At 72.1% G+C, this 20,197-nt stretch carries 17 protein-coding genes; 4 read left to right on the top strand and 13 right to left on the bottom strand.

Annotated features, from left to right (window positions below; genetic code table 11):
- Positions 1-37: 37 nt before the first annotated feature.
- The 9 genes from ADL05_RS09335 to ADL05_RS09305 form a co-directional block, all read right to left on the bottom strand.
- The gene (locus tag ADL05_RS09335) at positions 38-655 is read right to left on the bottom strand and encodes a (2Fe-2S) ferredoxin domain-containing protein (protein ID WP_369800916.1); all 618 of its coding nucleotides are present in this window, start codon (positions 653-655) and stop codon (positions 38-40) included.
- 182 nt (positions 656-837) lie between these two features.
- Positions 838-1,038 (bottom strand): Rv0909 family putative TA system antitoxin, encoded by a 201-nt coding sequence (locus ADL05_RS09330; protein ID WP_053616482.1) that lies wholly within the window; start codon positions 1,036-1,038, stop codon positions 838-840.
- Between the two features lie 106 nt (positions 1,039-1,144).
- Positions 1,145-2,488: a magnesium transporter gene (gene mgtE, locus ADL05_RS09325; protein WP_053616481.1), complete on the bottom strand. Its 1,344-nt coding sequence runs from the start codon at positions 2,486-2,488 to the stop codon at positions 1,145-1,147.
- A gap of 309 nt (positions 2,489-2,797) precedes the next feature.
- Positions 2,798-3,901 carry a PP2C family protein-serine/threonine phosphatase gene (locus ADL05_RS09320; protein WP_053616480.1) on the bottom strand — a complete coding sequence of 368 codons (1,104 nt, stop codon included), beginning with the start codon at positions 3,899-3,901 and terminating at the stop codon, positions 2,798-2,800.
- 614 nt (positions 3,902-4,515) lie between these two features.
- Complete coding sequence (locus tag ADL05_RS09315; protein WP_053616479.1) at positions 4,516-4,983, bottom strand: ribose-5-phosphate isomerase; 468 nt, start codon at positions 4,981-4,983, stop codon at positions 4,516-4,518.
- Between the two features lie 368 nt (positions 4,984-5,351).
- Positions 5,352-5,498 (bottom strand): hypothetical protein, encoded by a 147-nt coding sequence (locus ADL05_RS31055; RefSeq protein ID WP_197285739.1) that lies wholly within the window; start codon positions 5,496-5,498, stop codon positions 5,352-5,354.
- Between the two features lie 150 nt (positions 5,499-5,648).
- The gene (locus ADL05_RS09310) at positions 5,649-7,070 is read right to left on the bottom strand and encodes an aldehyde dehydrogenase family protein (RefSeq protein WP_053616478.1); all 1,422 of its coding nucleotides are present in this window, start codon (positions 7,068-7,070) and stop codon (positions 5,649-5,651) included.
- Between the two features lie 115 nt (positions 7,071-7,185).
- Complete coding sequence (locus ADL05_RS31050) at positions 7,186-7,344, bottom strand: hypothetical protein (protein WP_197285738.1); 159 nt, start codon at positions 7,342-7,344, stop codon at positions 7,186-7,188.
- A 101-nt stretch (positions 7,345-7,445) separates the two neighbouring features.
- On the bottom strand, positions 7,446-8,081 hold the full coding sequence (locus ADL05_RS09305) for a DsbA family protein (RefSeq protein WP_053616477.1): 636 nt from the start codon (positions 8,079-8,081) through the stop codon (positions 7,446-7,448).
- A gap of 277 nt (positions 8,082-8,358) precedes the next feature.
- Between ADL05_RS09305 and pepN the strand changes: the two genes are divergently transcribed.
- Positions 8,359-10,908: an aminopeptidase N gene (pepN, locus tag ADL05_RS09300; protein WP_053616476.1), complete on the top strand. Its 2,550-nt coding sequence runs from the start codon at positions 8,359-8,361 to the stop codon at positions 10,906-10,908.
- Positions 10,909-11,050: 142 nt separating this feature from the next.
- Here the strand turns inward: pepN and malQ are convergent, their stop codons facing one another.
- Positions 11,051-13,093 (bottom strand): 4-alpha-glucanotransferase, encoded by a 2,043-nt coding sequence (gene malQ / locus ADL05_RS09295; protein WP_053616475.1) that lies wholly within the window; start codon positions 13,091-13,093, stop codon positions 11,051-11,053.
- 201 nt (positions 13,094-13,294) lie between these two features.
- On the opposite strand from malQ, the gene ADL05_RS09290 reads away from it, so the two are divergent.
- Positions 13,295-14,578 carry an MFS transporter gene (locus ADL05_RS09290; RefSeq protein WP_053616474.1) on the top strand — a complete coding sequence of 428 codons (1,284 nt, stop codon included), beginning with the start codon at positions 13,295-13,297 and terminating at the stop codon, positions 14,576-14,578.
- A gap of 6 nt (positions 14,579-14,584) precedes the next feature.
- Here ADL05_RS09290 and ADL05_RS09285 read toward each other — a convergent pair whose 3' ends face one another.
- Positions 14,585-16,018: an amidase gene (locus tag ADL05_RS09285; RefSeq protein WP_082376224.1), complete on the bottom strand. Its 1,434-nt coding sequence runs from the start codon at positions 16,016-16,018 to the stop codon at positions 14,585-14,587.
- A gap of 191 nt (positions 16,019-16,209) precedes the next feature.
- Here ADL05_RS09285 and ADL05_RS09280 point away from each other — a divergent pair, with 191 nt between their 5' ends.
- Together ADL05_RS09280 and ilvD are read left to right on the top strand one after the other, a co-directional pair.
- Entirely contained in the window at positions 16,210-17,013 is an 804-nt protein-coding gene (locus ADL05_RS09280) for a nuclease-related domain-containing protein (RefSeq protein ID WP_369800914.1), read from the top strand.
- 140 nt (positions 17,014-17,153) lie between these two features.
- Positions 17,154-19,016 (top strand): dihydroxy-acid dehydratase, encoded by a 1,863-nt coding sequence (ilvD, locus tag ADL05_RS09275; protein ID WP_082376223.1) that lies wholly within the window; start codon positions 17,154-17,156, stop codon positions 19,014-19,016.
- Between the two features lie 175 nt (positions 19,017-19,191).
- Here ilvD and ADL05_RS09270 read toward each other — a convergent pair whose 3' ends face one another.
- Positions 19,192-19,398: a zinc ribbon domain-containing protein gene (locus ADL05_RS09270; RefSeq protein ID WP_053616471.1), complete on the bottom strand. Its 207-nt coding sequence runs from the start codon at positions 19,396-19,398 to the stop codon at positions 19,192-19,194.
- A gap of 106 nt (positions 19,399-19,504) precedes the next feature.
- Positions 19,505-20,005, bottom strand: a complete 501-nt coding sequence (locus ADL05_RS09265) for an HNH endonuclease (RefSeq protein WP_053616495.1) — start codon at positions 20,003-20,005, stop codon at positions 19,505-19,507.
- Positions 20,006-20,197: the final 192 nt, after the last annotated feature.

The following is a 20,197-nucleotide window of genomic DNA, read 5'->3' as shown; positions in this document are numbered from 1 at the left end:
GCCGGACAGGGCGAGGGGGCGGCGCGAGCTGCCGTCCCTACTTCTTGCCGGACTTCTTCTTGCCCTTCTTGCCCTTCTTGCCCTTCCCCGACGCGGCCTTCTCCGTCTTGCCCTTGGCCTTGTCCTTCTTACGCTTCTTGTCCTTCTTGCCGAGCTTGTCCTTCTCCGCCTTCCGGTCCGCCTTCGGGCCCGGCCCGGCCTCGCCCGCCTGCTTCGCGGCCTTCCCGGCGGCCTTGCGCTCGGCCTTCTCGCGCTCCTTGCGCCGCTCCTTCTTCGCGGACTTGGAGTGCTTGGGCTTCTTGCGCTTCTTCGGCTTCTTGGCGTCCTTGGACGTGATGTGGTCGGCCAGCACGGCGGGCAGCGGGGCCAGGCCGGGCCCGCCCTCGAAGATCCAGTCGTCGATGGCCTCGACCAGCTTGTCCTCGGTGACCCGGCCGAGCCAGACCGGGCGGCCGCCCGCCGCCCGGCCCTCCTGGGAGGGCTGGACCACGACCACGTTCGACTCGAAGCAGATGCCCAGGCACTTGCTGGTGCGGACGGGGACGGTGCGGCCCGAGTGGTCGTCGATGGCGCTCAGGCGGGCGAGTTGGGCCTTGTGGTCGACGCCGGGGACCTTCTTCCTGGTCCCGCAGCAACAGCCACGGCAGACGGTCAGCTGGCACGGGCGCCCGTCGACTGCGTTCACACCCACCCCCATCCACACATAAGGTACGCCTTACCTCAAGGTTAGCTTTCGCCGGAAACGCTCTGACCAGCGGGTCCGCGCCCCCGCACAAGAATCGGGGACCACCGGCCGGGCCGTGGCCTCGGCGGTGATCCCCGACAGGTCAGGTACGACTACTCCTTCTTGTCCTCCTGGGCCCGCTTGCGCAGGTACTCCGTCGCGGCTCCGGCTCCCTTGTCGATCTTGTCGTCGTGGGCGCCGCCCGTGGCCTTCTTCGCGGCCTCGGCGGCCTTGCCGACTGCGCCCTGGACCTTGTCGGCGTTGTCGTCGACCGCCTTCTTGATCCTGTTGAACGCGTCTCCGGTACCGGACATGGAACCCCCCTCAGATCCATCCTGACCTGTTCTCCCCCGATACCCGTCCCACCGCACGTTCATGCCGGAAACGCCGTATCGGGGCCCGGTCCGCGCGGCCCCGCGGTCAGATCCCGAGGACCAGCCGCGCGATCGAGAAGTAGATCAGCAGCCCCGTGGCGTCCACCAGGGTCGCCACCATCGGGGAGGACACCACCGCCGGGTCCACCCCCACCTTGCGGGCGAGCAGGGGCATGGACGAGCCGATGATCGCCGCCCAGGTACAGATGGCGATCACCGAGCACGCCACCACCAGGCCGATGTCGAGGCCGACCAGCAGGACACCGATGGTCAGGGCGATGCCCGCCAGCATCACGCCCAGGAGCAGCCCGACCCGGCCCTCCTTCCAGATGACCGAGGGCAGGTCGCGCACGCGGACCTCGCCGACGGCCAGGGCGCGCACGATCGCCGTCGCCGACTGCGCGCCGACGTTGCCGCCGGTGCCCACGAGCATCGGCACGAACAGCGCCAGCGCCGTGACCTCCTCCAGGGTGGCCTCGTAGACCTGCATGACGTTGACCGTCAGCGTGGCCGCGACGATGAGCAGCATCAGCCACACCGAGCGCGCCCCCACCAGCCGCAGCACGCTGACGGACACGTAGTGCTCGCCGACCGGACTGGCACCGGACTGGCGGGCCATGTCCTCGGAGTCGGCCGCCTCGATGACCTCCAGGGCGTCGTCGAACGTGAAGACCCCCACGAAGCGCTCCTCCGAGTCCACCACCGGCAGGGAGACCAGGTTGGCCTCCTGGATGAGGCGGGCGGCGTCCTCGACGGGCTCGGTGGCCCGCACGCGGGGGGCCAGGACGTCCACGAGGTCCTTCAACAGCACCTCGTCGTCACTGATGACCAGGTCGCTGAGGGTGATGGTGCCCATGAGGCGGCGGCCGTCGCTGACCACCGGCAGCGTGTAGATGGTCTCGGCGTCGGCTCCCCTGGCCCGGACGACCTCCAGGGCGCGGCCGACCGTGAGGTCCCGGTGCAGGATGACCGTCTCCGGCGTCATGTAGCGGCCGACCGAGTCCTCGGGGTAGCCGAGGAGGGCGGCAGTCATCTTGCGTTCGGCGGGGCTCAGTCCGGCCAGCGCCCGCGTGGCGATCTTCGCGGGGGCCTCGCCCAGGAGACGGGCCCGGTCGTCGGGGTCCATCTCCTCCAGGAGTTCGTGGAAGGCGGTGTCGCGCAGACCCAGCAGGATCGCCTGTTGCAGGGCCGAGTCGAGTTCCTCGAAGACCTCCAGTTCACGGTCCTTGTCCAGGAGCCGGAAGGGGACCATGACCGAACGGTCGGTCATGCGGGAGAGCTCGTCGGCGATCTCGTGGGGTCTGTGCTCGGCCAACCAGAGCCGGATTCCGGTCAGATCGTTCTGCTCGACCAGATCGATGAGTTCTTCAGCGCGCTCGCCGTCTGACATGCGAAGCACCCCCTCGCGTCTCCAGGGTTCGGCGGGCACGCGCCCACCGAACCGCGACATCCTGGAAGGACCGGACCTCGACGCGGTCCGGGGTCGGCCCCGTCGCCGCTGGTGTGGTGAGCCGTACGTGCGTCGGTCCGGGGGGCGAACGGGGGGCACGGCGAACCGGGGACGGTGCACGGCCGAATCCGCCGTGCTGGGGCCGGGGAACACGTCGACCCTATCGCCACCGCCGGCGCGCGGGCCCACGCAGGGGCCGCGTGGCGCCGTCCATGGAGTGAACGCCGGGCGCCGCCCGGGTGGCCCCGGTCAGTCCCGCCACAGGACGACGAGCGCGCAGTCGTCGTTCTTGTCCTTGCTCAGGGTGTCGACCACCGCGCCCGCGCCGCTGGTGAACCCGTGGGTGACCATGGTGTCCGCGGCGCCCAGGAGGCGGTCGATCCCGGCGTCGAGGTCCTCGCCCGGGGTCTCGATGAGGCCGTCGGTGCAGAGCAGGATCGCGTCGCCGGGCCGCAGCTTGCCCTGGACGGAGGTGTAGGTCATCTCCGGGATGACGCCGAGCACGACGCCCTTGGCCTCGCTCGTGGCCCACTGGCCGGCGCCGCTGTCGTAGTGCAGCGCGGGCGGGTGGCCGGCCGAGGCGATCTCGTACGCGCCGGAGTCCAGGTCCACGCAGAGGTGGACGGCCGTGACGAAGCCCTCACCGCCGCTGTTGCGCATGAGGTAGTCGTTGCAGTGCGCGAGGAAGTCGCGTGCGGGAACGGCGCCGATGAGACCGCTGAACGCGCCCGACAGCAGCAGGGCCCGGGTCCCGGCGTCCACGCCCTTGCCCGAGACGTCCACCACGGCCACGTCCAGCTGGTTCTCGCGCCGGATGGACACGACGAAGTCGCCGCCGAAGGACGATCCGCCCGCCTGGCGCAGGACCGCGGTACGGCCCCAGCCCTGGGGCAGTTCCGGCAGCCGGCCCTGGTGGCGCAGGCGGTCGCGCAGGTCGAGCAGCATCATCTCGCCGCTCAGCCCCTGGACTCCGAGGCGTTCGCGCACCCCGGACAACAGGTAGGACAGCACCGCGGTCACCCCGATGGTGACCAGCAGTCCGGGGCCGACCTGGCCGAAGTCGAGCATGTAGGCGACGAACAGCAGGACCGCCGCGACCACGCCCAGCAGGGCCGCCAGGCTCTTGCGCTTGAGCAGAAGGCCGCCGGCCAGCACGGTGAGGATGGTGGAGCTGGGCGGGAACCAGCCGCTGGGGCCCCACACGGCGCCGATGCCGACGCCCACGGCGAGGGTGACCAGCGTGATGAGGACGAGGCGGTAGCGGAACAACACCTTGCGCCGGAGCACCGCGACGAGCCGCTGCGTGGTCGATCGCAGGAGTCGGGCGGTCTTGGCGGTGAGTGTCGGCTTCATGAGTCCTCTGGCCTAGGCACGCCCGCTCACCAGCGGGTGTCGGTTCTCGGTCGGCTCGCGGTGGCGCGGTCGGGGGTGGCCACGGCCAGGTCGGTACCGGGGCGGGTCGGGCGGACCGGCGGCGGTGCGGGTCGGCCCCGGTGGCTGTTCGGGTACCGGACGGCGGCGTTGCCGTGCCACGGGCGTCGAGGGCCCGCCACCGTGCACGAACTGTAGCGTGGCGACCGCCGGCGAAGCACGCGCCACCAGCGGAGTTATCCCCCATAACCCCGGTTATCGGGTCAGCCGATAACCGGTTGTGCGGAGTCGGACACGCACTCCGCACGCGAGGGTTCCCCTCGGGCCCCCACGCTTCTCTCGGACACCGCCCCTGAACGTCTCCCCGCGCCCGGGCGGACCCGGAACGGATCCGGCTCACGTACGTCATGGGCGTGTCGCCCCGACACGCCCTGGCTCAGGGTCTCACACCGGCGGGTCCGGAACCAGGGGCCGCCGCCACCTGTGCGCGCAACCGCTCCCGGTGGCGTGAGCGGTGGTCAGCGCCGCCCCGGCCCACGAGAACGCGCCCCCGCGCGGTGGTACCGGGCGGGGGCGCGGGGCGGACGGGGTGGGGGCTACGGCAGGGGCGGGAGTTCGCCGGTGCTCTCGTAGTCGGAGAGCATCCGGATGCGGCGGGTGTGCCGCTCCTCGTCGCTGTAGGGCGTGGAGAGGAAGATCTCGACGAACCGGGTCGCCTCCTCCAGGGAGTGCATCCGGCCGCCGACGCCGAGCACGTTGGCGTCGTTGTGCTCCCGCGCCAGCCGCGCGGTGTCCTCGCTCCAGGCGAGAGCGGCCCGGACGCCCTTGACCTTGTTGGCGGCGATCTGCTCGCCGTTGCCGGATCCGCCGATGACGACGCCCAGCGCACCCGGGTCGGCCGCGACGGCCTCGGCGGCGCGCAGGACGAACGGGGGGTAGTCGTCGACGGCGTCGAAGACGGCCGGTCCCTTGTCGACGACCTCGTGGCCGCGCTCCTTCAACCAGGAGACGAGGTGTTCTTTGAGCTCGAAGCCCGCATGATCTGATCCAAGGTAAACACGCACGTCACCAGTGTGGCAGGTGTCCGGGCCGCGAAGCGCGCCGCCCCGCCATCGTCCGAGGGGTGCCGCGCACGAGGACGGGACCATCACCCTCAACAGACGCCTGCGGCGCGGCCCCGCCCGCCCGTCGCCCGCCATCGTCCGAGGGGTGCTTCGCACAAGAACGGACTACCACCCTCAACGGACGCCTGCGGCGCGGCCTTGCCCACCCGTCGCCCGCCATCGTCCGAGGGGTGCTTCGCACAAGAACGGACTACCACCCTCAACGGACACCTACGGCGCGGCCCCACCCGCCCGTCGCCCACGACGAAGCCCCGCTCCGTCCGGTGCGGACGGGGCGGGGCCCGGTGTTCGTGTTCGGGCGGGCCGGGTCAGGCGGAACCGGCGGCGGCCGCGACGCTCAGACCGAGGGCGGCGAACAGGGCCATCGACGCGAGCGCGATCACGTTGTACATCACGATCGACTTGATGTCCTTGCCGAGAGGACCTGCCTTGGAGACCGCGGGCTTGTTGCTCAACTCACACCTCGATTGGGTTCGACCAGGGGCTACCGGTCCGAATTTTTCCACACCCCACAACGCGCGTCCCACCGGGGGCGATTCCGGCGGGAGCCCGTTGGAGGCCGTGACTCCGCGCACACCTGCCGGCGGCGCGGAGCCCGGCCTTGGTCACAGCTGGAGGGACTTGAGCTCGCAGAACTCGTCGAGCCCGTGCAGGCCCCACTCGCGGCCCACGCCCGAGCGCTTGTAGCCGCCGAACGGCGCGCGCGGGTTGAGCGCCCCGCCGTTGACCTCGATCTGGCCCGCCCGCAGGCGCCGGCCCACGGCCAGGGCGCGCTCGGGGTCCTGCGACCACACCGCGGCGTTGAGGCCGTAGACCGTGTCGTTGGCGATCGCCACGGCCTCCTCCTCGGTGTCGTAGGGGATCAGGACCAGCACCGGGCCGAAGATCTCCTCCTGCGCGACGCGCATGTCGTTGCGCACGTCGGCGAAGACCGTCGGCCGGACGAAGTACCCGCTCTCGCGGCCCTCGACCGGCTCGGCGCCGCCGGTGACCAGGCGGGCGCCCTCCTCCACGCCCAGGCGGACGTAGGCGCGGACCTTGTCGAGCTGGGCGGCCGAGACCAGCGGCCCCATCCGCGTGGACTCGTCGGCCGGGTCACCGGGGACGTACTTCTCCGCGGCTGCGGCGGCCAGGGCGACCGCCTGCTCGTAGGAGTCGCGGTGGACGAGCATGCGGGTGAGCGCGTTGCAGCTCTGCCCGGTGTTGCGCATGACGTCGGCCACGCCGCGCTTGACGGCCTGGGCGAGGTCGGCGTCGGGCAGCACCACGTTCGGCGACTTGCCGCCCAGTTCCAGGGCCACCTTCTTGACCGTCTCGGCGGCGACCTGGCTGACCCGGGTCCCGGCCCGGGTGGAGCCGGTGAAGGAGACCATGGCCACGTCCGGGTGCGCGGCGATGGCCTCGCCCACGACGGGTCCGGTGCCCGAGACCAGGTTGAACACGCCGGCGGGCAGACCGGCGTCGTGCAGGACCTCGGCGAGCGCGTAGGCGCTCAGCGGGGCGATCTCGCTGGGCTTGAGCACCACGGTGTTGCCCGCGAGCATCGCCGGGACGACCTTGAGCACGATCTGGTGCAGCGGGTAGTTCCACGGGGTGATGGCGCCGACCACGCCGATCGGCTCGCGCACGATCAGCGAGGTGCCCTGCCGCTCGCCCGCGAAGTAGCGCTCACCGGCCTCCTCGACGAGGTCGATGAAGGTCTGGAACATCAGCGATGGCAGCCCGGCCTGCACCTTGCGGGCGAACACGGCGGGCGCGCCCATGTCCTGGGTCAGGATCTCGGCGATGTCGCCGATCCGGGCGTTGTACAGCTCCAGGGCCTTGGCCAGGTGGGTGACGCGCTGACCCGGAGTGAGCGCCGACCAGGCCGGGAGGGCCGCCGCCGCGGCCCGCACCGCCGCGTCGACGTCCTCGGTGGCTCCGGCCGGCACGGAGTCGATGACCTGCTCGGTCGCCGGGTTGACCACGTCCAGGGCCTCGTCGGAGGCGGAGTCCGTCCAGGCGCCGTCGATGTAGAGGGATCGCATGGACCCACTGTCCCAGAACGCCGTTCGGAAATGAACAGCGCGCCCCGCTCCCGCGAGGCGGCGGGCCGGGGACCGGTGGTTCCACCGATCCCCGGCCCGTCACCGGCGGGTCCGCTCAGCCCCAGTGCGGGGGGCGGTCCGCGTTCAGCCGGTCGGTGTCGTCGCGCTCGGCGTCCTCGCCCCAGCCGACCGCCCGCTCGTCGCTGGTGGTGTCGGGCAGGATGTCGAGGTCGTCCAGGAAGGGGTTCGGGCGACGCTCCTGCGGTCCGGGCATGGCCGGTTCCTTTCGTGTGGCTGACGCGGGCCCTCCGCGGAGGGCGCACGGGATTGCGCGGGCGGGGACGGGGCCCGGTGAGCCCGCGGGCGCGTCAGGACTCAGTCGAAGACGGGGCGCCGCGTACGGGTGCGCTTGAGTTCGAAGAAGCCGTCGGTTCCGGCGACCAGGCGCACGCCGTCCCACAGTCGTCCGGCGTCCTCCCCGCGCGGGGTCGGTGTGAGGACCGGACCGAAGAAGGACACGCCCTCGACCTGGACCACGGGAGTGCCGACGTCCTCGCCGACCAGCTTCATCGCCTCCGCGTGCGAGGCGCGCACGGCCTCATCGTAGTCGGTGGAGCCGCCGGCATCGATGAGGTCCTCGGGCAGGCCCGCGTCGGCCAGGGCCGCGCGGATGGTGGCGTCGTCGCGCTCCTGCCCGCCGTTGTGGAACCGGGTGCCGAGCGCGGTGTAGAGGCCGCCCAGGACCTCCGGGCCGAAGCGCTGCTCGGCGGCCGCGCACACCCGGACCGCCGGCCACGCGGTCGAGAGGAACGCGCGGTAGTCGTCGGGGATGTCCTTGTCCTCGTTGAGGACGGCCAGGCTCATCACGTGCCAGCGCACCTGGACGGGACGGACCTTCTCGACTTCCAGCAGCCAGCGGGAGGTGATCCAGGCCCAGGGGCACGCGGGGTCGAACCACATGTCCGCGTACACGGTCTCCTGGGCGTCTGTGGGGGCGGTGGGCTGGGGCATCGCTTCTCCTCGATGGCACGGGGCTGGTGGCCCCGGCTCGGAACTCCGTCGGGGTCACTCACGCCGAACAAGGGCGCGCGCGGTTTCGTTCCCGCCGGCGCCACGCGCCGGGCACGAGCCCGGCCATCGGTTGCACATCCGGGCTCCGCCCGTGGCAGGATCGGAACCGAGCGAAAGTGACCTCCGACCCCGACGACGCTCCGGCCCGCACGGCGGACTCGCCGCGGTCGGCACAGATTCCGGCCGGCGACGACGGCGGCCGTGGAGGGAGCGTGGAGTGGCAGGGAACCTGACACGGGACGAGGCACGGGAACGGGCCCGGATCCTGAGCGTGGACTCCTACGCCGTGGAACTGGACCTGACCACGGGGGACGAGACCTTCCGGTCCACCACCGTCATCCGGTTCTCCAGCACGGAGGCGGGTGCCCGCACGTTCGTGGACCTGACCGCCCCCGCGCTGCGTTCGGCGGTCCTCAACGGCCGCGAGCTCGACACGGAGGAGCTGTTCGACGGTGAGCGCCTCGTCCTGCCGGACCTGGCCGCCCGCAACGAGCTGACGGTCGTCGCCGACGCCGCCTACATGCGCACGGGCGAGGGCCTGCACCGGTTCGTGGACCCGGTCGACGACTCGGTGTACCTGTACACCCAGTTCGAGACGGCGGACGCGCACCGCATGTTCACGTGCTTCGACCAGCCCGACCTGAAGGCGACCTTCGAGCTGACGGTGTTCGCGCCGTCCTCGTGGGAGGTCGTGTCCAACAGCGCACCGGACGTGCGCGCGGAGGCGACCGGCACCGAGGACCGGGTGCGCTGGCACTTCCCGGCCACCCCGGTGGTGTCGACCTACATCACCGCGCTCATCGCGGGCCCGTACCACGTGGTGCGCGACGAGCACGACGGCATCCCGCTGGGCCTGTACTGCCGGGCCTCGCTCGCCGAGCACCTGGACTCCGACGCCCTGTTCGAGGTCACCAAGCAGGGCTTCGACTTCTTCCACGGGCTGTTCGACCTGCGCTACCCGTTCGGCAAGTACGACCAGCTCTTCGTCCCCGAGTTCAACGCGGGCGCGATGGAGAACGCCGGAGCGGTCACGTTCCTGGAGGACTACGTCTTCCGCTCCCGCGTGACCGACGCCCGCTACGAGCGCCGCGCCGAGACCATCCTGCACGAGATGGCGCACATGTGGTTCGGCGACCTGGTCACCATGCGCTGGTGGGACGACCTGTGGCTGAACGAGTCGTTCGCCACCTACGCCAGCGTCTACAGCCAGGCCAACGCCACCAAGTGGACGGACGCGTGGACCACGTTCGCCAACGTGGAGAAGTCCTGGGCCCTGCGCCAGGACCAGCTGCCCTCCACCCACCCGATCGCCGCGGACATGGTCGACATCCAGGCGGTCGAGGTCAACTTCGACGGCATCACCTACGCCAAGGGCGCCTCGGTGCTCAAGCAGCTCGCGGCGTACGTGGGCGTGGACGCCTTCTTCGCGGGCGTGCGCGCCTACTTCAAGGAGAACGCCTTCGGCAACACCGAGCTGAAGGACCTGCTGCGCCACCTGGAGGCCGCCTCCGGGCGCGACCTGTCGGACTGGTCGCGCGAGTGGCTGGAGACGACGGGCGTCAACACGATGCGCCCGGAGTTCGAGGTCGACGGCGAGGGGAACTTCACGTCGTTCGCGGTGCTGCAGGAGGCCGCCGAGGACCACCCGACGCTGCGCTCGCACCGTCTGGCGATCGGCCTGTACGACCGCACCGACGCCGGGATCGTGCGCCGCGAGCGCGTGGAACTGGACGTGAGCGGAGCGCGGACCGAGGTCGCCGAGCTGGTCGGACAGGCCCGGCCCGACCTCGTGCTGATCAACGACGACGACCTCACCTTCACCAAGATCCGGCTGGACGAGCGCTCGCTGCGCACCGTGGTGGAGGGCGCCGGCGAGATCGCCGAGTCGCTGCCGCGCGCGCTGTGCTTCGGCGCCGCCTGGGACATGACCCGGGACGCGGAGATGGCCGCCCGCGACTACGTCGCGCTGGTGATCTCCGGGATCAGCGGTGTCGACGACGTCATGGTCGCGCAGACCCTGCTGCGCCAGGCGACCGCGGCGCTGCTGAACTACGCCGACCCGGCGTGGCGCCCGTTCGGCTTCGAGCTGCTCGCCGACCGCCTGCGCGAACTGCTCAGCACGGCCGAGCCCGGCGGCGACCTCCAGCTCGCCTACGCCAACGCGCTCGCCGACACGGCGGTCAGCGACGCCCACCTGTCCCTGCTCCGGGGTCTGCTGGACGGCGCCATCACGGTGGACGGCCTGACCGTGGACACCGACCTGCGGTGGACCCTGCTGCGCCGCCTGGTCGCCAAGGGCAAGGCCGGCGAGGACGAGATCACCGCGGAGCTGGAGAGGGACCCCACGGCGACCGGCCACCGGCACGCCGCCGGCGCCCGCGCCGCGATCCCCACCCCGGAGGCCAAGGCCGCCGCGTGGGACCGGATCGTCGGCTCGGAGCTGGCCAACGCCGAGTTCCGCGCGACCCTGATGGGCTTCACCGAGCCGGGCCAGGCCGAGCTGTACCGGCCCTACATGGAGAAGTACTTCGCGCAGTTGGGCCCGGCCTGGGAGAAGTGGACGGGCGAGTTCGCGCAGTCGTTCGCGGAGATGTGCTACCCCAGCTCCCTGGTGGAGGAGGCGACGCTGGAGCGCACGGACGCCTACATCGAGGAGGCGGACCCGGCCCCCGCCCTGCGCCGCCTGCTGGTCGAGGGCCGCGCCGGCGTGGAGCGGGCCCTGCGCGCCCGGGCGATGGACATCGCCACGGGGCAGCAGCGCGCCTGACGCCCGCCCGGCACGCGTCGGCCCGGGGAGGACCCGGGTTACAGCGGTGGCCGCGACACCCGAGGGGGTCGTGGCCACCGCGTCGTTCGTCCGGGGCCCGGCGGATCCGCCGTCGCCTCCCCGGGCCGCCGTCGTCCACGGGTCAGGGGATCTCCCCGGCCGCCTCGCCGCGGCCCAGCGGACCGAGGGTGCGGCGGATCCGCGCGACCATGCGCGGGTCGGCCAGGAGTTCGTCCACCAGGACCGGCTCGCCCTCGGCGCTCGTGAGCGGGATCCGCCAGTTCGGATACTCCGTGCTGGTCCCCGGCTGGTTCTGCATCCGCCGCTCCCCCACCACGTCGGTGAGCGCCACTCCCACCATGCGTGCTGGGGTCCGCACCAGGTAGGCGTGCATCGCGGCGACCACGGCGGCCGGGTCGGCCACGGGGTCCACACGCGGGTCGAGCAGTCCGAGCGCGACCAGGTGCGCGCGCCAGCGCTCGACCCGTTCCTCGGAGTCGGCGCGCTCCTCCTCCACGGGGCGCCCGAGCAGGCCCAGGCGGTCCCGCAGCTCCACGTGCTCCGCGGACAGGAAGGACGCCACCGGCGGCAGGTCGTGGGTGGCGACCGTGGCCAGGCAGTCGGTGCGCCAGTCCTCCGGGGCGCGCGGGCTGCCGTCCCGCTCCTGCTCGAACCAGAGCACGGACGTGCCCAGCAGCCCCCGGTCGCGCAGGTGGTCGCGGACCCAGGGCTCGACCGTGCCCAGGTCCTCGCCGATGACCACCGCGTCGGAGCGGTGGGCGGCCAGCGCCAGCGATCCCACCATGCCCTCGTGGTCGAAGCGCACGTAGGTGCCCTCGTCGGCCGACGCCCCCTCGGGGACGCACCACAGCCGGAAGAGCCCCATCACGTGGTCCACGCGCACCCCGCCGGAGTGCCGCAGCGCCTGGGAGACCATCTGCCGGAAGGGGGCGTAGCCCAGTTCCGCGAGCCGGCGCGGGTTCCAGGGCGGCTGGCCCCAGTCCTGGCCCCGCCGGTTGAACTCGTCCGGCGGCGCGCCCACGTGCAGCCCGGGCACCAGGGCGTCGCCGTACATCCAGGCGTCGGCGCCGCCGGCCTGCACCCCGATGGCGAGGTCGTGCACGATGCCGACGTCCATCCCGGCCGCGCGCGCGGTGGCCTGGGACTGGGCGAGCTGGTCGTCGAGCAGCCACTGGAGCCACCGGTGGAACTCCACGGTCGGCCACCGGCGCAGGGCCTCCTCGCCGACGGCGTGGGCGGAGACGTCGCGCAGGGGCGCGGGCCAGGAACGGAAGTCGGATCCGTACTCCTCGGCCAGCGCGGACCAGGTGGCGAACTCCACCAGCGGCTGGCCCTCGCGTTCGAGGTAGGTCCGCAGCGCGGCCTCGCGGCCGGGTGCGCGCGGCACCTGGAAGAGGATCTCCAGGGCGGCGCGCTTGGCTTCCCACACGGCGTCGCGGTCGAGCAGGTCGGCGGTGCGCCCGCGCTCGCGCAGCGGCCGGGCCAGGCGCTGGATGCCCTCCCGCTGGGCCGGGTCCAGACGGGCGTACTCGGGCACGTCCTCGATCCGGATGTAGAGCGGGCTGGCGTAGCGGCGGCTCACGGGCAGGTACGGCGAGGGCTCCAGCGGCGGGCGCGGCTCGGTGGCGTGCACCGGGTTGATCAGGGCGAAGTCGGCGCCCAGGTCGCGGCCGCTCCAGTCGGCGAGCTCAGCGAGGTCGCGCAGGTCGCCGATACCCCAGGAGGCGCGGGAGCGCACGCTGTAGACCTGTGTCATGAGGCCCCACAGGCGGCGGCCGTGGCGCAGGGCGCTCGGCTCGATCCGGTCGGGGACCACGAGCAGGGGCGCGTCGTGCTCGGTGCCGCCCACGGTGACGCGGAGGGTGTGCACTCCCAGGGGCAGGCCGGGGCCGAAGGGCAGCAGGGAGCCGTCGGCGGTCTCGACGCCGCTGCGGGCGCCCTCGGGCAGGACGAGGTCGGGCGCCTTGTGCTCGCGGACGACGACCGCCGGGGGCAGCGGCCCCGGCGCCGGGGCCGCCTCGGGCCGGTCCGGATCCACCCCCAGCGCCGACAGGACATGGCGGATGGTGTCGGGTCCCACCGGCACCCGTCGGCCCCGCCAGTCCTCGTAGCTCGTCGCGATCCCGTACTGCTCGGCCACGCGGGCCAGCTGAACGTCCCTCACAGACACCGATCATGCCCTACCGGGAGCCGTGTACACCGCAGGACGACCCGGCGTGGGGCCAGATCGTCGGCGGTGCGGCACCCGGTTCCACCACCCGCGCCGCCCGCATCACGGGTCACAGCGTGCGCACTCGCCGTCGCGCAATCCGACGATCCGTCGAAGGGATCACCGAGTGTCGGTCGCGAGTGGATAATTGAGCGCGTGTTGTCCAGCTACCGGCGCCTGTTCGCCGTCCCCCACGTCCTGTCCCTCCTCGTCTGGTCCCTCGTGGCGCGGTTCTACATGCCGGGGCTGATGATCGCGGTCACCTTCCTGGTGGTGGAGTGGACGGGGTCCTACACCTACGCGGGCGTGGTCGCGGGCGCGTTCACCCTGGGGATGGCGCTGGTGGGTCCGCTGCGCGGGCGGATGGCCGACCGCGGCGGCAGCGACCGCCTGGTGCTGGTGTGCGGCGCGGTGTTCACCGCGGGCCTGGTGGTCCTGGCGTTGTTCCCCGCGTCGCTGTGGTGGCTCGCGGGCCCGCTGGCCCTGGGCACCGGCCTGTTCGGGTCGCCGGCCAACCAGATCGTGCGGGCCCTGTGGCCGCGGCTGACACGCGGCCCCGAGCGCCAGGCCATCTACGCGGCCGAGGCGACGACACAGGAACTGCTGTTCGTGTTCTCCCCGATCCTGACCGCCGGCGTGGTGGCGTACTGGGGGGCGCGCTGGTCGCTGCTGCTGCTCGCCGTCCTGGCGCTGGCGGGCTCCGTCGGATTCGCGCTGGCGCTGCGACGGGCGGGTGTCACCGGGCCCGCCCCCGTCGAGGCCGTCCACGTCGAGTCGGGCACGGCTTCGGGTGAGGCGTCGCGGGCCGGAGCGGCCGACGGGCCCGGCGCCGGCCGTCGGCGGAGCCTGGTGCTGCACCCGGTCCTGGGCCTGCTCTTCGCGATGTGCCTGCTGATGATCGTGGGGATCATCGGCACGGACCTGATGATCGTGGCGTGGGCCAACGAGCTGGACGCACCCGAGTACGTGATGGTGCTGGCGTCGGTGTGGGCCCTGGGCTCCCTGGTCGGCGGCATGGTCTCCGGAGCCCTGCAGGGGCCGCCGCACCTGGTGCGCCGCTGCTTCGCCACCACGCTGGGCCTGGCCCTCGTACTGCCGTTCCTGCCCCCGATCACGCACCTGCCCACGCCCCTGCTGGCCAGCCCGGTGCTGTTCCTGGCCGGGCTGGCGGTCGCCCCGACCCTGGCCGCGGTCATGGGCCGGATCGGGGACAGCGCCCCGTCCGACCGGCGGGCGGAGGCGTTCGGCTGGCTGGCCACGGCCATGGGCGTGGGCGGGGCCGTCGCGGGCCCGCTGGCCGGCGGGCTCATCGACGGCTTCGGCATCGCGGGCGGGACCGTCGCCACGGTGGGCGCCCTGCTGATGGCGTCGGTCCTGAGCCTGTTCGCCGTCCGGCACCGGGCCGCCACGGGCCCGGTACCGGAGCAGGCCGTCTCCTGACCCCCGTCACACGCCGGGCGGCACCCGGTGCGCCCAGGGGCGGGCGGCCTCCAGCTGGGCGGACAGCGCCAGCAGCGTGCCCTCGCCGCCCATTCGGCCGGAGAGCATGACCCCGATCGGCAGCCCCCGCTCCGACCAGTGCAGGGGGACGCTCACCGACGGCTGGCCGCTGACGTTGTACACCGACGTGAACGGCGTGAACTCGGTCATCAGCCGGAACTCCCGTTCGGGCCCCTCCGCGCCGAAGTGGCCGATGGGGACCGGCGGCAGGGCCAGGGTCGGGGTGAGCACCGCGTCGTAGGGCGCGGTGGCGGCGACGAGGGAGCGCACGCCCCTCTGCAGAGCGGCGCAGGCGGCGATGTAGTCGGGCACGGGTGTGGCGCGGGCCCTGGCGCGGAGCCAGCGGTTGAGCGGCCCCAGCTCCCGCTCGCGCCCGGGTTCGACCGGGGTGGCCGAGGCCATCGCCGCCCAGACCACGGCGAAGTCCCGGCCGAAGGTACCGCCGAAGTGGGCGTCCTGCGGCTCGGGGATCTCCTCCACCTCGTGGCCGAGCTCCGTGAGCAGGCGGGTGGCCTCCTCGTAGGCCGCCAGGACGTCCGGGTGGACGGGCACGGAGAGGTCGCCGGTCGCGGCGTAGCGGCCGATGCGCAGGGTGCCCGGCTCGCGGCGGGCGGCGTCGGCGAAGGTCCGGCCCGGGGGCGGGGGCGGGGCGGTGAAGTAGTCGCCCGGCCGGCTGAGCGCCATCGTGTCCAGCAGCAGGGCGGCGTCCAGCACCGTGCGGGTCAGCGGTCCGGCCGTGGAGAGTCCGAGCAGGTCGGGCTTTGCGGGTGCGCCGGAGATCCGGCCCCGGGTGGGTTTGAGCCCGAACAGCCCGCAGGCGCTGGCGGGGATGCGGATGGACCCGCCGCCGTCGCTGCCCTGGGCGGCGGGCGCGAGTCCGGCGGCGACGGCCGCGGCCGCGCCCCCGCTGGACCCGCCGGGGCTGAGCGCGGTGTCCCAGGGGTTGCGGGTGGGCGGGGCGACCTCGTTCTCGGTGTAGCAGGAGGAGCCGAGTTCGGGGGTGTTGGTCTTGCCGGGCAGGACCGCACCGGCGGCGCGCAGCGCGGCCACCATGTCCGAGTCGAAGGACGCGGTGGTGTCGCGGAACACCCGTGAGCCGAAGGTGAGCCGTACGCCGGCGACCGGGTCGAGGTCCTTGACGGGAACGGGAACGCCGAGGAGGGGCGGCAGCGTGTCCGGCGTGTCGGCCATCACCCGCTTCTCCGCATTACGGGCTTGTTCCAGAGCCTTTTCGGGAGTGACCGTAATGTACGACCCGTATCGGGGGTCCAGCCTCTCGATCCGCTCCAGATAGTGCTCTGTGATCTCAACAGGGGACAGCTCACGACTGTGGACCAATGTTGCGAGCCGGTGCGCCGAGAGTTCATGAATCCGGGTCATACCGACACAGGTTAACGGGCACGACACGGGGCACCACGAAGGTGTCGGAACCTCTCTAGAGAGATCGGCGAACCCTATGGCTTTCCCTGTCCGCATGCCGCCGACACCTGTTCTCGGCATGAAACAGGGTGAGAAAAGTGTGAGAAGTAATGCACTAGGACTCGGATATGGATGGAACTAATCTGACCGACGTGGAATCGGCAACCAGAGTGAACGGCACGACCCCACCGTCCGACGACGCGCGGCCGCACAGGCCTGAAGCGCTCTTCTTCCCCAACCAGAGAAACACCCGGGACGCCACCGGCGGCCGGGCCCTCTACGGTGCGCTCAGGTCCAGCGAGAGCACGCGCAGATGGGCGGTCCGGTCGGGTATAGCCCTGGCGGTCGGCCTCGCCTCGGGCCTGCTGACCTCCGACTGGCGGATCGGTGCCACCTTCGCGATCCTCACACTGGCCGGGATCGTCGTGTACAAGTCGCGGCGCGAGTCCGAGATTCCGCGGTGGCGCAAACCGGCCGCGGCCCAGCGCAAGACCGAGGCCCAGCTCAAGGTCATGAAGCAGCTCGGCTACCGCGTCCTGCACGCGCGCTCGGTGCCCGGGGGCAACGGCCAGATCGACCACTTCATCGTGGGCCGTCGCGGCGCGTTCGCCATCGACTCCGAGTCGTGGGACAAGCGCCTTCCCCTGCGCAACAAGCTGGAGCAGCTCTACCACGGCCGCTTCAACAAGAACGACCGGATCGACGAGGCACTGGAGGAGGCCAAGCGGGCCGAGGACCTGATCAGCACCGAGCTGGGACGCGACATCAAGGTCCGGGCGTCCCTGGCCATCTACGGCCCCGGCATGCCCTGGGACAGCCACCGGCTGCGCGGGGTCGACATCATCACCGGCACCAAGGTCCGCAAATGGCTGCGCAGCGGGCGGGACCGGCTGACCGACACCGAGATCGAGGAGATCTACCAGGCGGCCAAGCGGGCCCTGCCGCCGCGGTACTGAAGCCCTTCTCCGCGCCCGGGGGCGCGGAGAAGGGCGGTCATCTCAACATGCGGACAGGCGGTCTTCCGTCCCGAGACCACATCCGTCCGGTGAGGGAGCTACCATCAGGGGGAAACACCCGATTCGATGGGAGTCTCCCCATGCCAGCCCTACGCTCTCGTACGGTGACCCACGGCCGGAACATGGCCGGCGCCCGCGCCCTCATGCGCGCCACCGGCGTAGAGCGTGAGGACTTCGGCAAGCCGATCGTGGCCGTGGCCAACAGCTTCACCGAGTTCGTCCCGGGCCACGTGCACCTGCGCCAGGTCGCCGAGGTCGTGGCAGACGCCATCCGCGAGGCGGGCGGCGTCCCCCGCGAGTTCAACTCCATCGCGGTCGACGACGGCATCGCCATGGGCCACGGCGGCATGCTCTACTCGCTGCCCAGCCGCGAGCTCATCGCCGACTCGCTGGAGTACATGGTCAACGCCCACTGCGCCGACGCGCTGGTGTGCGTGTCCAACTGCGACAAGATCACCCCGGGCATGCTGCTGGCCGCGCTGCGGCTGAACATCCCCACGGTCTTCGTCTCCGGCGGGCCCATGGAGGCCGGCAAGGTCACCGTCGTCAACGGCACCGCGACCACCGTGCGCAAGCTCGACCTCATCAACCCCATGATCGCGGCGGCCGACGAGAGCGTCTCCCAGGCCGAGCTCGACGAGATGGAGGAGGCGGCCTGCCCGACCTGCGGTTCGTGCTCGGGCATGTTCACCGCCAACTCGATGAACTGCCTCACCGAGGCCATGGGGCTGGCCCTGCCGGGCAACGGCACCGTCCTGGCCACGCACACCGCCCGCAGGGCGCTGTACGAGGACGCCGGACGCCGGGTCGTCGAGGCCGCCAAGCGCTACTACGAGGACGACGACCCCTCCGTCCTGCCGCTGTCCATCGCCACGCCCGCCGCCTTCGGCAACGCGATGGCCCTGGACGTGGCCATGGGCGGCTCCACCAACACGATCCTGCACCTGCTCGCCGCCGCCACCGAGGCCGGCGTGGACTTCGGGCTCCCCGAGATCGACGAGGTCTCCCGCAAGGTGCCCTGCCTGTGCAAGGTGGCGCCGAACACGGAGAAGTACCACATCGAGGACGTCCACCGGGCCGGCGGCATCCCCGCCATCCTGGGCGAACTCGCCCGCGGCGGCCTCCTGGACACCTCACTGCCCACGGTGCACGGCAAGACCATCGGCGAGTTCATCGCCGAGTGGGACATCGTCTCCGACACCGTCCTGCCCGAGGCCGTGGAGCTGTTCCACGCGGCCCCCGGCGGTGTGCGCACCACCAGGGCCTACTCGCAGAGCGTCCGCTGGGACACGCTGGACACCGACCGCGAGCAGGGCTGCATCCGCTCGGTGGCCAGCGCCTACACCAAGGACGGCGGCCTGGCGGTGCTGTTCGGCAACCTCGCCCCCGACGGCGCGATCGTCAAGACCGCGGGCGTGGAGGAGGAGCTGTGGACCTTCTCCGGCCCGGCCAAGGTGTTCGAGTCGCAGGAGGACGCGGTCGACGGCATCCTCAACAAGCGGATCGAGCCCGGCGACGTCGTGGTCATCCGCTACGAGGGCCCCAAGGGCGGTCCCGGCATGCAGGAGATGCTGTACCCGACGAGCTTCCTCAAGGGCCGCGGCCTGGGCAAGGCGTGCGCGCTGATCACCGACGGCCGCTTCTCCGGCGGCACGTCCGGGCTCTCGATCGGGCACGCCTCCCCGGAGGCGGCCGCGGGCGGCGACATCGCCCTGGTCGAGGACGGCGACGTGGTCAGCATCGACATCCCGAACCGCGGCCTGGTCCTGGAGGTCTCCGACGAGGAGCTGGCCGCGCGCCGCGAGCGCCTGCTCAAGGAGCTGGGCCGGTTCAGGCCGCGTGACCGGCAGCGCCCGGTCACCGCGGCGCTGCGGGCCTACGCCGCGATGGCGACCTCCGCCTCGACCGGCGCCGCGCGCGACGTGAGCCAGATCGAGAACTGACCGCAGGACCCCTGGGGTTGGGAGGCAGGCCGTTCAGCCTGCCCGCACCCCAGGGGGTTGATCCGCGCCAAAGCGAGGACCAAGCAAGGCAAGTCGACGACGAAGGCCCCGGCGTGAAGCGCCCCGGAAGGCGCGAGGGCGCATCCGCGCGCATCCGCCCTTCGCCACCGACGCCCTAGGAGCAGCAGCCGCCCCCGCAGCATCCTCCGCCACCGGAGGGCGCGGGGGCGGCGGCGCGTCCGCCCACGGCCACGGTGGACAGCAGCCGGACGGTGTCGCCGTGCCCCTGCGGGCAGTCGGCCGGTGTGTCCGAGTCGGACATGGGGCGGGAGAGTTCGAAGGTGTCGCCGCACTCGCGGCAGCGGAAGTCGTATCTGGGCATGGGCCCAGGATACGGACTCCCGGCGGTGCGGCGGGGCCGGGCTGGGACGCCTGATCCCGGCCCCGTCGTCCTCTGGCCGGGCCTGCGCCCGGGCCCGTGTCGGGCCCTAGGCCGCCAGATGAGCCATGTACGGCTCCCACTGGGGGTCGCCGTGCAGGTCACCGTTGATCAGCCGCCAGTGGGGGCCCTTCGGCACCTTGGGGGTGATGCGCAGTTCCCACCCGAGTTCGTCCAGGAACTTGTCCGCCTTGCGGTGGTTGCACGGCTTGCACGCCGCCACCACGTTCTCCCACATGTGCGCCCCGCCCCGGCTTCTCGGCACGACGTGGTCGATCGTCTCCGCCTTCTTCCCGCAGTAGCCGCAGGTGTGTCGGTCCCGACGCATAAGTGCCACGCGGGTGAGCGGCACCCTGCGGCTGTACGGGACGCTGATGTAACGTCTGAGCCGGATGACCGACGGCACGTCGTAGGCGCGTGTCGCCGAGTGGAGCACGGTTCCGGCGTCGTCTCCGTGCACGACCTCCGCCTTCTCCCGCAGGACGAGGAGAATCGCCCTGCGCAGCGGCAGTGTCGTCAGTGGTTCGAAGCTGGCGTTGAGCAGCAACACGTGGCGGCGGGCGGTGCCTGGACCGCCCTCCCTGCTGCGCGCGGCGCTCATGGCCTCGCCCCGGCCGTCGGCCGTGTCTCTTCCCCGGCCAGCCGTTCGGCCAGCCAGGAGACCTCCCTGTGCACCGATCCGAGGATCAGTGGTTCCGTTCGCCTTGCCACACGGACCTCCCGGTGGTCCCGCCGAGTTGCG

Origin of the sequence: Nocardiopsis sp. NRRL B-16309 (assembly GCF_001279585.1) — a bacterium.
Lineage (GTDB): Bacteria > Actinomycetota > Actinomycetes > Streptosporangiales > Streptosporangiaceae > Nocardiopsis.
The sequence above is the reverse complement of the archived record's forward strand: the minus strand, read 5'-3'. Positions and strand labels throughout refer to the sequence as shown.